12 protein-coding genes are annotated in these 12,964 nt (G+C 31.8%); 5 read left to right on the forward strand and 7 right to left on the reverse strand.

Features of this window, described 5'->3' with window-relative positions; genetic code table 11:
* Positions 1 to 14 precede the first annotated feature (14 nt).
* The 7 genes from clpP to AAEO58_RS00920 all read right to left on the reverse strand — a co-directional run bounded on the left by clpP (position 15) and on the right by AAEO58_RS00920 (position 7,059).
* Positions 15 to 671, reverse strand: coding sequence for an ATP-dependent Clp endopeptidase proteolytic subunit ClpP (gene clpP / locus AAEO58_RS00890; RefSeq protein WP_111566130.1), 657 nt, complete (start codon positions 669 to 671; stop codon positions 15 to 17).
* A gap of 162 nt (positions 672 to 833) precedes the next feature.
* The gene (gene tig / locus AAEO58_RS00895) at positions 834 to 2,159 is read right to left on the reverse strand and encodes a trigger factor (protein ID WP_341681161.1); all 1,326 of its coding nucleotides are present in this window, start codon (positions 2,157 to 2,159) and stop codon (positions 834 to 836) included.
* Positions 2,160 to 2,260: 101 nt separating this feature from the next.
* Positions 2,261 to 2,605 carry a phage holin family protein gene (locus AAEO58_RS00900; RefSeq protein ID WP_341681162.1) on the reverse strand — a complete coding sequence of 115 codons (345 nt, stop codon included), beginning with the start codon at positions 2,603 to 2,605 and terminating at the stop codon, positions 2,261 to 2,263.
* A 77-nt stretch (positions 2,606 to 2,682) separates the two neighbouring features.
* Positions 2,683 to 4,209: a G-D-S-L family lipolytic protein gene (locus AAEO58_RS00905; protein WP_341681164.1), complete on the reverse strand. Its 1,527-nt coding sequence runs from the start codon at positions 4,207 to 4,209 to the stop codon at positions 2,683 to 2,685.
* A gap of 17 nt (positions 4,210 to 4,226) precedes the next feature.
* Entirely contained in the window at positions 4,227 to 5,456 is a 1,230-nt protein-coding gene (locus AAEO58_RS00910; protein WP_341681166.1) for an OmpP1/FadL family transporter, read from the reverse strand.
* 123 nt (positions 5,457 to 5,579) lie between these two features.
* Complete coding sequence (locus tag AAEO58_RS00915; protein WP_341682337.1) at positions 5,580 to 6,341, reverse strand: alpha/beta fold hydrolase; 762 nt, start codon at positions 6,339 to 6,341, stop codon at positions 5,580 to 5,582.
* A 4-nt stretch (positions 6,342 to 6,345) separates the two neighbouring features.
* On the reverse strand, positions 6,346 to 7,059 hold the full coding sequence (locus AAEO58_RS00920; protein ID WP_341681168.1) for a pyridoxine 5'-phosphate synthase: 714 nt from the start codon (positions 7,057 to 7,059) through the stop codon (positions 6,346 to 6,348).
* A 94-nt stretch (positions 7,060 to 7,153) separates the two neighbouring features.
* Between AAEO58_RS00920 and AAEO58_RS00925 the strand changes: the two genes are divergently transcribed.
* The 5 genes from AAEO58_RS00925 (at position 7,154) to bamA (ending at position 12,917) form a co-directional block, all read left to right on the forward strand.
* A complete protein-coding gene (locus AAEO58_RS00925; protein ID WP_341681169.1) occupies positions 7,154 to 7,813 on the forward strand; it encodes a CBS domain-containing protein in 660 nt (219 codons plus the stop codon).
* An 11-nt stretch (positions 7,814 to 7,824) separates the two neighbouring features.
* Positions 7,825 to 8,709, forward strand: coding sequence for an NAD kinase (locus tag AAEO58_RS00930; RefSeq protein ID WP_133608351.1), 885 nt, complete (start codon positions 7,825 to 7,827; stop codon positions 8,707 to 8,709).
* A 120-nt stretch (positions 8,710 to 8,829) separates the two neighbouring features.
* Positions 8,830 to 9,513, forward strand: coding sequence for a type IX secretion system protein PorG (gene porG / locus AAEO58_RS00935; RefSeq protein ID WP_341681171.1), 684 nt, complete (start codon positions 8,830 to 8,832; stop codon positions 9,511 to 9,513).
* Between the two features lies 1 nt (position 9,514).
* Positions 9,515 to 10,258: an isoprenyl transferase gene (locus tag AAEO58_RS00940; RefSeq protein WP_133608355.1), complete on the forward strand. Its 744-nt coding sequence runs from the start codon at positions 9,515 to 9,517 to the stop codon at positions 10,256 to 10,258.
* Positions 10,188 to 12,917, forward strand: a complete 2,730-nt coding sequence (bamA, locus tag AAEO58_RS00945) for an outer membrane protein assembly factor BamA (protein ID WP_341681174.1) — start codon at positions 10,188 to 10,190, stop codon at positions 12,915 to 12,917. Before AAEO58_RS00940 ends, bamA begins: the two co-directional genes overlap by 71 nt.
* Positions 12,918 to 12,964 lie beyond the last annotated feature (47 nt).

Below are 12,964 nucleotides of genomic sequence, written 5' to 3' on the forward strand. Positions count from 1 at the left end.
AAACTTTAAATTAATTATCTTGTTAAAACCTCATCAATCATTCCGTATTCTTTTGCTTCAGCAGCAATCATCCAATAATCGCGCTCAGAATCTTTGTGCACTTTTTCGAACGATTGTCCAGAATGTTTAGAAATGATTTCATACAATTCATCTTTTAATTTCAACATTTCTTTCAAGTTGATTTCCATATCTGTTGCTACACCTTGTGCACCTCCAGATGGTTGGTGAATCATGACTCTTGAATGCGGTAAAGCCGAACGTTTTCCTTCTGCTCCAGCACATAATAAAACAGCACCCATTGAAGCCGCCATTCCTGTACAAATTGTAGCTACATCAGGTTTTACGAATTGCATTGTATCATAAATTCCTAATCCAGCATACACACTTCCTCCTGGAGAATTGATATAAATACTGATATCTTTGGAAGCATCAACACTTTCTAAAAACAATAATTGTGCTTGAATAATATTTGCCACATAATCATCAACTCCAGTTCCTAAGAAAATGATTCTATCCATCATTAAACGAGAGAAAACGTCCATTGAAGCTACGTTTAATTGGCGTTCTTCAATAATATACGGAGTCATACTTCCAACAATTTTATCGTAATATAAACTGTTTACTCCGTGATGCTTAGTAGCATATTTTTTAAATTCTTTTCCGTAGTTCATAATTTTTTGTTTAAATGTTTAAGCGTTTAAAAGTTTAAATGGGTTGAACTAAAAAACATTATAATTTTAAAAGGTTATCTTTTATTTTATGAAAGAAATGTCTTCAATAAAAAAGCGCCAAAACTAGTCTGACGCTCAAAGATAATTATTTTTTGTGAGATATTATTCTCCGTACATTTCTTTAATGAATTGCTCGTAATTAACTTCTTTAGTTTTCGTTTTTACTTTTTCTTTGTAAAGACCTAACATTTTTTCGCTCATTACTTGCTCTGATAAACGTTTTACCTCATCTTGGTTAGACATTACACGAGCAACTATTCCATCAATTTCCTCTTCTGAAGGATTTAACTGACCAAATTGCGCCATTTGTTTCTTGATTAATTCAGCAGTATGTGCCTTTAAATCTTCGAAAGTAATTTGTAAATTATTATCGGCCATTACTTTTCCTTCGATTAATTGGAAACGTAATCCTTTTTCAGCTTTTGCATATTCTTCTTCCGCTTGTTCAGCAGTTAAAGGAGTTTCACCTACATTTTGAATCCATCTTTTTAAGAAAGCTTCTGGCAAATCAAATTTTGTAGTTTCAATTAAGAAATCAGTAACATCATTTAAGAATTTTTGATCCGCTTGTTGAGCAAATTGTGCCTCAGCGTCTTCTTTGATTTTAGCTTTAATTTCTTCTACAGACGAAACAACTCCAGGTCCGAATAATTTATCGAATAATTCTTGGTTTAATTCAGCTTTTTCAATTTCATTAATTTCTTCAATTGTAAAATCAACATTGATATCTAAACCATGAACATCATCATGACCTACTTTTAAGTAATCCATTAATTTGTGATCGTCATCGAATAAACCTTTAGTTCCGATAGTTACAACATCACCAACTTTTTTACCAATGAATGCTTTTGCAGCTTTTTTATCAGCAAAAATATCTAAACCAAAGTTTGCTGGAGCATTGATTCCTTTTTCTTCGTTTGTAAAAGTTCCTCTAACTTCAAAGTCAGCTTTTACTTCTGCTTGAGAAATTAATTTTCCGTATTGTTTTTGGATTCTTTCTACTTGATCATTCAACATTTTATCATCTGCAATAACGTTGAATTTTGTAACGTTGTTTTTAGCTGTTAAATCAACTGAAAACTGAGGTGCTAAACCTAACTCAAAATCAAAAGAAAAATTTTCCGCATCCCAATCGATACTATCTGTTACTTTTGGAAGTGGATTTCCAAGAATATCTAATTTTTCAGTAGTTAAATAGTTATTAAGAGAAGTTTGTAATACTTTGTTTACTTCTTCTAACAAAACAGCTTTACCATATTGTTTTTGGATTAAACTCATTGGAACAGCTCCTTTTCTGAAACCAGAAATAGCAGCATTTTTTCTATAGTCAGCTAATACTTTTTCTACTTTATCCGAATAATCTTCTTTAGTGATTGCTACTGTTACAATAGCATTTAATGCATCAACTTGCGTTTTTGTAATGTTCATTATCTGTTTATTTAAGTACCATAAAATTTGGGTTGCAAAATTATAGAATTTTTACAACCCAAACAAGTTTTTAATTTATTGAAATTCAATTCGCTATAAATTTATTTTTCGTCGATAAAGATTTTATTCAAAATTGATTGAGTAATTGACAATAAAATACTAAATAACAAGGCATCTAAAAAACCATCAACACTAAATTCGACTATAAAATAATCGCAAATTATAATGATAATTGCGTTAATTACTAATAAAAAAAGGCCTAATGTAAAAAAGGTAACTGGGATAGTAAGTAGCACGAGTATTGGTTTTAGAAAAGTATTTAATAAACCTAACACGACAGCTACCATTAAAGCCCCTGTTAAACTAGTGACATGCACACCTGGTAAAAAATATGAAAGTACAAAAACTACAACTGTACTAATAAAAAGTTTAATTATTAAATTCATTTTTATCTTTTTTAGAAATTTAAAGTTACAAAAAAAGGCATCAATAATGATGCCTTTTTTAAATATTTATATCAAACTTAGTTTGAAGGCACAATATTAATACCTGGAAAACTAGCTGCAGAATATATTGGTAAATTTGCATTATAATGACTGTTAATCACTTTAATAATTTCATTTGTTATAACTGCATATCCACGTGGATTCGGATGAACACCATCTAAAGAGAATAAAACAGTACTAGCAGTAGCTGAAGAGAAATAATTTGCAGTATAGATAGTTCCATCTTCAACTCTTAAACCACTAATCAACTGATTCATAATCGCATTCATATCAGCTACTGCTAAATCATTAGCATTAGCAATTGAAACAATAGCAGCATTATATGCAGCAGTAGCATTTGCAACTTTTGTTTTTTCATTAGATGTTAAAACCCATTTATTAGCTAACGGCACACTAACACCATTAATCATTGCAGGATTCCCTCCTACAACGGTACCAATTACAGATCTTGCAGGTAGCACTATCAAATCTTGTGCAGTAGTCATTCTGTATGATGGTAATCCAAGCCCAGACAAATTAGTTAAATCACTATCAACAATCACAACAGGGTTTTGTCCAGCAACAAAATTAATTTTTCTTTGCAATCTCTCTACATTAGTGATTAAACCATTTGAGAAAGCTAAATCTAAACCACCATTATAACTTGCATATCCACCAGCACCATTTAACTGAGAAGCTGTAGCATTATCTAAAGGAACTGGGTTATAAGGAATTGTTGTAAAATACGGAATAGATGTTACACTTGGAACTGTCGCTACAACTCCTTTAGCTCCACCTGAAATTAAAGTGTTAATTATAGTAGAATAAACACTTGCAAAAGCACTTGAATTCGTAATATCATTTCCACCATAAGTAGCAGGATCCATATTACCTGTCGTGTTGTGATCTAAAGCTGGAGTCACTCCATCTGACTGCGCGCCACCATTAGTTGCATACGCTAGAACATCATTTGCTCCAATCCAATTCGTAAAGAATGTTGGGTTTTTAGACATAGCATCGCCTAAAACTGTTGCTGTTGGTAAAGTTGCATGTCTTACAAAATAAGGATTTGCTGTTCCAGGTACAACACCAGCAACATCTCCATAAGTGTTAGATAATAAATGGAATGATTTTGCTCCAGGCACTCCCATATTATTATATGCAGTTCTTTGAAAGTTAGTAACTTGAATTGTTGGGGTACCCACTATATTTTCTGGTCTTTGTTGCCCTGCATCAATAACCAATCTTGTACTTCCAATTTGAACTCCTGATAACATTAACCCTCCTAAATTTTCTGTATCCTCAGCATAAGAAGGTTGTGTAAATTCTCCCCCACCCACTAATGCAAATTGTTGTGCTAATAGATTAGGAAATGAATAAGTTTGTCCTACACGAGAAACTGTTCCATCCATGTAACCTGCTGTTAAAGAATTTCCAACAGCCACATAAGTTGTGAAATCCGCGTCACCTGCAGTATAATTTGCACCTACTTCGTTTTCAAATTCTGGCTCACATGAAGCGAAACCAACAGCTAAAATAGCTAAGTATATAAATTTATTTTTCATCTTTCAAATATTAAAAATTAAAACCCGTAAGTGATACCAATTCCTGGTGAAAATACAACTGATTTATATGTACCACCAAAACTACTTCCGTCGCTAACATAATCATAAGAATTGTCAACCTCATCAAAATGTAAATAAAGGAATGAAAAATCAACACCTAATTTGCTATTTACTTGATACGTTAAACCTCCAGTATATCCCATAGAATCGTTTCTAGGAGTTTCTGGTGCAAAATAACCATCTTGTACTGGACTTTCGTCAAAATACCAACCTGCTCTGAAAGTAAATTTATCATTTGCAGCATACTGCATACCTACTCTGTAAGTACTTGCATCTTTGTAATTTCTAGCATTAAAAGAAGTAGGAGTATTGTTAGCAAAATCAACAACCAATGCATCATATGCACTCCACATTGCTCTGTTATAATCAAAAGCTACTAAAAATTTATCAGTAAATTCATAAGATAAACCTACTGTTAACTCTGCAGGTAATGGTAAATCTGCATCAAATTGTGTGTCTGAATAAGGAAATCCAACTGGCTCATGAGTAAAAGTAGCATCTCCATCTCTAGCTTCCATAATAATTTCAGAACGATAATTCATTCCTAAACGTAATTTTTCAGTTGGATTAAACATAAAACCTGCAGTATACCCCCAAGCTGTAATTCCTTTTGATTCAATAGTCAAATCTGTTCTTTCTCCATCCAAATTTGTAGTTGATCTATCCACATTTCTATTAAAATTAACCGAACCTGTAGCGAAAATTGGACCACCTCCTACGCTAAAATGTTCTCCAACTCTAATAGAAACAGAAGGCTGAACAAAGATAGCCTGTAAATCGATGTTGTTTACTAAATGAGAACCCTGCCAATCTTGATCCCATTCTACAGCACTACCATAAGGAGTATAAACCGCTAAACCAGCCGTAAACCAATCATTTAATCTATAAGTTGCATAAACACTAAATGGAGTTCCAACGTTTTTAGTTTCTGCTTCCCAATTGTATTGAGAGTTTTGAAATTTTGTGTTTGCAAATAATCCGTTTCCACCTACTGATAAGTTGAATTTTTTATCTAAGTAAGCCATCCCTGCCGGATTGAAAAAAGCAACCTCTGCACTATTCACCACAGCAACACCCGTGTGCCCCATAGCCAATTGCTTTTGTCCTTGAATGCTTACTCTATATCCACCTGCAAAAGCAGTAGAGCCAGCCAAAGCCAATAATGTTAAAGAAAGTAATTTTTTCATAATGTAAAAATGTGTTAGTTTTTTTCTTTGTTTGTTATAATCAATACTTCAAAATTATAACAAAATATGAATTTTACAATTTTTTTAACTAAAAAATTATGCATGCATAATTTTTTAGGTGTTTTATTTAATAAAATCTAGTACGAATGAATAAAAATCTTTTGGATTTTCAGCATGCAGCCAATGTCCTGCATTTTTAACTGTTTCAATCCTCGCCATTGGAAAATGATGGTAAATAGTTTCAAAATCACTATCTAAAATATAATCTGATTTATCGCCTCTTAAAAACAATGTTGCTTTTGAAAAAACATTTTCAAATGGTAAAGCCGTTCCAATAGTTTCTATTTTTTCATTGAAAACTTTTAAATTAAATCGGAATGCCAATTGCTCTGGAGTTTCCCAGTATAAGTTCTTAAGTAAAAACTGTCTTGTTCCAAAGTCTTTAATATAACCTGAAACTAGTTCTTCCACTTCAGCTCTACTTGGTTTTTTTGAAAAATCGACTGCATTTAATGCTGTTAAAATCGTTTGGTGATGTGGCGCATAATATTTTGGACCAATATCAGCCACAATTAATTTGGAAACCAATTCGGGATAAGTTGTAGCTAAAAGCATCGCAACCTTTCCGCCCATAGAATGCCCAATTATTGTGATATCTTTTAATTGATGAAATTCGCAATATTGTTTGACATCTTCAACCATGATTTCATATGAAAAATCTTCAGAATGGAAACTTTTTCCATGATTCCTTAAATCTAAAGCATGTACTTGAAAACCTTCATTAGCAAATTGCGTTCCTAATGTTTTCCAGTTATCAGACATTCCTAAAAAACCGTGAATAATTACTAGTGGCTTGCCTTCGCCTTCTATTCTTGAGTACAACAACATCTTATTTTAATTTTTGAAGATACATATTCACTACATTTTCTAAACCTAAATATAACGACTCAGCAATTAAAGCATGCCCAATTGAAACCTCAAGCAATTCTGGAATATTATCTTTAAAAAATTTAATATTATCCAAACTTAAATCATGACCAGCATTGATTCCTAATCCTAATTCATTCGCTTTGATAGCTGCTTTTACATAAGGTTCAATTCCGCTTTTGTTTCCCAAACCATATTCATGAGCGAATGATTCGGTATATAATTCGATACGTTCAGTGCCAGTTGCTTTTGCTCCTTCAATCATTTTTTCATCAGCGTCTACAAAAATGGAAGTTCTAATTCCGTTTCTTTGAAATTCTTGAATTACTTCTAATAAATACGATTGATGTTTAACTGTATCCCAACCTGCATTTGAAGTCAAAGCACCAATAGCATCAGGCACCAAAGTAACTTGAGTTGGCTTACATTCTAAAACCAAATCAATAAAATTGTGTTGCGGATTTCCTTCAATATTATATTCGGTATACACAACCGATTTTAAATCGCGTGCATCTTGATAACGAATGTGTCTTTCATCTGGTCTTGGATGAATGGTAATTCCATCTGCTCCAAATTGCTGAATGTCTTTTGCAACTTTCAATAAATCAGGCACATTACCTCCTCTTGAATTACGAAGTGTAGCTATTTTATTAATATTTACTGATAACTTTGTCATAATAATTTTTAATTTATACAAAAATACAAAGTATAAGTTAGCTAGCATGTGGTATTTTTTGATTATTTTGCGATATATTTTCATCACATCCACAATGAATAATCTTACAAGCTACATAAATAACGAAATAAAACCTCTAAAGCACACCGATTCTATCGCTGAAGCTCAGGATTTGTTTTTGGAATTTCCATACACACATTTCCCAGTTACAGAAGACGGTGTATATATAGGATGCGTGAGTAAAGAGAACGTTGAACTTTTAAATAGCGATGCCATTGTAAACGAAACTCGCTTTCATTTTGAACGCTTTTTTGTTCGCACTTCCACGATTTGGCTTGATGTGTTGGAAATTTTTGCTAAAAATGAAAGTAATTTGATTCCGGTTTTAGACGACAAAAACACCTATTTAGGTTATTATGAATTAGAAGATGTTATTCGATTTTTCCATGAAACTCCTTTCTTAAAAGAAGAAGGTGGCATTATCGTCGTAGAAAAAGAAACAGATAAATTTTCTATGAGTCAAGTGGCTCAAATTATCGAGAGTAATAATGCGAAGATCTTAGGTTTATTTATTTCGAATGTAGTAGGAAATAAAGTAGAAATTACTGTAAAAATTAGCCAAAGCGGTTTAAACGATATTATCCAAACTTTCAGACGTTATGAATATGAAATTATTTCGGAACATCAAGATGATTCTTACTTAAACAGTTTAAAAGAACGCTCTGATTATTTAGATAAATACTTGAACATTTAAAAGAGACAACAATGAAAATAGCGTTATTTGGCCAATATTACCAAAACAGTACCGCTGAAATCGTACAAAAAGTAGTTACTTTTTTAGAATCAAATGCTATTACAATTGCTTTTGAAGCGAGTTTTTTAGCTAGTCTTAAAGAAAAAAATATCATTTTAAAAGAGTACGAAACCTATTCCAATTACAATAATTTAGATGCCGATTTCAAAGCGTTAATTAGTATTGGCGGAGATGGAACTATTCTAAAAGCAGCAACTTTTGTTAGAGATAAAAACATTCCGATTATTGGAATAAATGCTGGAAGATTAGGGTTTTTAGCAACTATTCAATTTGAAAATATTGAAACGCTTTTGCAAAAATTACTTAATGATGATTATGCAATTTCAAAAAGAACACTATTAAGCATTGAAACTACACCAGAATATGATAATTTTAGCGAATTAGATTTTGCCTTAAACGAAGTTACTGTCGCTAGAAAAGATACTACTTCGATGATAACGATTGTCACCTATTTAAATGGAGAATATCTTACTTCATATTGGGCAGATGGTTTGATTGTTTCAACTCCAACAGGCTCAACAGGATATTCACTTAGTTGCGGCGGACCAGTTCTTACGCCAAACGTAGAAAGCTTAGTTATAACTCCAATGGCACCACACAACTTAAACGCAAGGCCTTTAGTTATAACAGATGACATGGAAATTGAACTTCGAATTTCTGGAAGAGAAGAACAATTTTTAATTTCATTAGATTCGAGAATTTCTGCGGTTTCAAAAGATACGATTGTTCGAATTAAAAAATCACCTTTTACCATTTCGATAATTGAATTTAAGGAAGAATCTTTCCTAAATACTATCAGAAAAAAATTACTTTGGGGAGAAGACAAAAGAAATTAATAGTACAAATTATATTATTTTTCATTTTTTAGCGTTTTCAAGTACAATTAAACAACAAAAAAAATCCTTAAAATAGGGATAAGTAGTCAATATTGTTATATTTGCAAACTATTTCAAAAAATGAAGCACTTTTTATTCTATATTGTATTGATTTTCTGCGGAATTAATTCACAAGCTCAGATTAATGAACTTGGTGTTTTTGTTGGCGGAACCAATTACATAGGTGATATTGGTCCTACTGATTATATTGCTCCGAATGAGCCTTCAATTGGAATAGTATATAAGTGGAACAGAAGTCCAAGACACGCATATAGATTTTCTTACACTCAAGGAAAACTATCTGCAAAAGACATTGATAGCGATGTCCCAAGCAGATATCTAAGAGGAAATTCATTTGAAAATAGTGTAAAAGAGTTTTCTGCCGGTTTAGAATTCAGTTTTATGGATTTTGACTTACATGATGGAGATCCAAAATTTTCTCCTTATGTTTATTCAGGATTGAGTTACTTCATATATGATGAAATTTTCATTTTAGACAATAATAGCAGAGAAGACTATCAAAGCAGTACATTTGCAATTCCAATGGTTTTAGGATTAAAAGCTAGATTATTTCAAAATTTTATTATAGGTGCTGAAGTAGGATTTAGATATACTTTTACAGATAATTTAGATGGAAGTAATCCAGAGAACGATAACTTTGAAAGCTTACGCTTTGGAAATAAAAACAGTAACGATTGGTATGTATTTACTGGTTTAACATTAACTTATACATTTGGGCAAAACCCATGTTTTTGCGCAGAATAAAATGGAATTATTACAAAATATAAATACTGATTATTTACCTAGCCATTTAGCAATTATAATGGATGGCAACGGAAGATGGGCAAAACAAAAAGGATTGCTTAGAGCGCTTGGACACGAAAGCGGCACAAAATCAGTAAGAAAAACAGTTGAAGCATGTGCTAAATTAGGAATTAAAAACTTGACTTTGTATGCTTTTTCAACTGAAAACTGGAATCGACCAAAACTTGAAGTTGATACCTTAATGAAGCTTTTAGTATCTTCTTTGAAGAAAGAAATTAAGACTTTACAGACCAATAATATAAAATTAAACGCCATTGGAAATTTAACAAATTTACCTGATGGTGTACAAAAAGAATTACAAGAAGTAATTGACAAAACAGCCGAAAACACTAGAATGACACTCACATTGGCACTTAGTTATGGCGCTCGTGAAGAACTTATTCAAGCTGTTAAAAAAATCTCGAACAAAGTTAAAAATAATATAATTTCTGAAGAGGCTATTGACGAATCAATTATTAATCAGCATCTTTACACACACAATTTACCTGATGTAGATTTAGTGATTAGAACCAGTGGCGAACATAGGATAAGTAATTTCCTGTTGTGGCAAATAGCATATGCCGAGTTTTATTTCACAGATGTACTTTGGCCAGATTTTTCAGAAGACCATTTATATGAAGCAATTATTAGTTATCAAAAAAGAGAACGCCGATTTGGAAAAACAAGCGAACAAATTATACCTTAAAAAGATGTTTAAAAAAGGATTACAATTATTTACACTATTTACAATACTATATAGCTCTTCACTTTTTGCTCAAGACACAAAACTAGAAAGTGGTAAAGAATATATCTTAGCCAAAATTGATGTTACAGGAAAAATAAGTTATAACGAACAAACCGTAACCACGTTTACTGGATTAGAAAAAGGACAACAAATAATTGTCCCTGGACAAGACATTAGTACTGCCATCAAAAAACTATGGAAATTAGGTTTATTTTCAGATGTAAATTTTTATGTAAATAAAATCGAAGGAGACAGTATCTTTTTAGAACTTAATATTAATGAGTTACCTAAACTATCTGATATAAAAATACAAGGTGTAAAAAAAGGTAAAATTGAAGAATTAACTAAAGAAGCCGATTTAAAAAAAGGAAAAATAGTTAACGAAAATTTAATTACTACTACAAAAAACTACTTTGAGAATAAATACAAAAAGGAAGGATATTATCAAGCCAAAGTAAGCATAAACACAATTCCTGACAGTTTGGCTACCGAAGTTAAAATGGTTATAAACATTGACAAAGGTGACAAAGTTAAAGTAAAAAACATTGATTTTGAAGGAAATAGTCAAATTAGTGATGCTAAACTAAAAAAAGCTTTCAAGAACACAAAACAACGTAATCCAATCCGATTTTACAAAAAATCAAAGTATATCAAAGAAAAATACAAGGAAGATTTAACCGCTGTAATTGATAAATATAAAGAAAAAGGGAATCGAGATGCGAGAATCATATCTGATTCTGTTACCTACGATAAAAATTCAAATACTGTTTCTATCAAAGTAAAATTAGAAGAAGGAAGAAAATATTATTTTGGTGATATTAGATACCTTGGAAACACCGTTTATACAGAACGTCAGCTTAATTCAATTTTAGGGATTAAAAAAGGAGACGTTTACAATGGTACTATTCTTCAAAAAAGAATAGCAGACCAAACTAAACCTGACGGGGAAGACTTAACAAACTTATACCAAAATAATGGTTATTTATTTTCTAGCATTAACCCTGTTGAAGTTAGAACAGCAAACGACACTATCGATTTTGAGATAAGAATTACTGAAGGTCCAATTGCCTACTTTAATAAAATTACAGTGGTTGGAAATGATAAAACAAACGACCATGTAATTTACAGAGAGCTTAGAACAAAACCGGGACAAAAATACAGCAAAGAAGATTTAATTCGTTCTATTCGTGAAATTGGCCAATTAGGATTTTTCGACGCTGAAGCAATTAAACCCGATTTTAAAAATGTCGACCCACAAGCTGGAACAGTTGATATTGAATATAACGTAGTTGAAAAAGGTTCTAGTCAAATTGAATTGCAAGGAGGTTATGGAGGTGGAGGATTTATTGGAACGTTAGGTTTATCGTTCAATAATTTCTCAGCTAGAAAAATGTTCAAAAAAGACGCCTACAAGCCACTTCCTATGGGAGATGGTCAAAAAATGTCATTACGTTTACAAGGAAGTTCGTTTTTTCAAACTTATAGTTTATCATTCTCTGAACCTTGGTTTGGTGGAAAAAAACCAGTTAGCTTCTCAACATCATTATCCCATAGTAAACAATACCTATTCAACGGAAGATCGAGAGATGTAAATAGAGATCAAAGTTTCAATATTACTTCGTTATCGGTTGGTTTAGCTAAAAGACTTACTGTTCCGGATGATTATTTTGTTTTATCTCAATCAGTATCATTTCAATACTATGATTTGAATAATTATAACACGGGATTATTTACATTCGGAGATGGAGCTTCAAGAAACTTAGCTTATACAATTGGTTTATCAAGAAACAGTAAAGGTGTAAATCCAATTTTCCCTACAACAGGTTCTGAATTTAGTATTTCGGGTAAATTTACTTTACCATATTCTTTATTCAATGGTATTGATTATGGAAATTTAAAAAATTTAAATGAATATAAATTACGTTACGTTGAAGGAGTATACACAACACAGGAAGTTGATGGACGATTACCAATTCCAGGCGATTATATTGGCGCAAACTACAATCCTAATGGCAGTATTGCTAGTGTTTTTGTAGTAGATGATCCAGCCGATGCAGCAGTAGACCAAGGAAAAGTAGATCAAAAGAGATTTAATTGGTTGGAATACTATAAAATTAAATTCAAAGCAGATTTATATACTAGAGTCTATGAAAAATTAGTATTAAGAACTAATGCTGAATTTGGCTTCATGGGAGCATACAATTCAGATAGAGGTTTAGTTCCATTTGAAAGATTCTTCTTAGGTGGAGATGGTCTAGCAAACTTTGCTTTAGATGGAAGAGAAGTAATTCAATTAAGAGGATATCCAAATAATTCACTATCATCATTAGATGGTGGTACCATTTATAATAAATTTTCACTGGAGTTAAGATATCCTATTACAATGAATCAGTCAGCTTCTATTTACGCGTTAAGTTTCTTAGAAGCAGGTTCTGCATTTGATACGTTTAAACAATACAACCCGTTTAAACTTCAACGTTCGGCGGGAGTTGGCTTACGAGTATTTATGCCGGCATTTGGATTGTTAGGAATTGATTTTGCTCATGGTTTTGATGCCATTCCAGGAGAAACTATTAAAAGTGGTTGGCAAACACACTTTATTATTGGACAACAATTTTAAGGTTTGTTAGTACTTTTTTGTTAAATTCGTAAAAATATTTTACTATT

The sequence above is a fragment of the Flavobacterium helocola genome (assembly GCF_038289885.1).
GTDB classification, from domain to species: Bacteria; Bacteroidota; Bacteroidia; order Flavobacteriales; family Flavobacteriaceae; genus Flavobacterium; species Flavobacterium cheniae.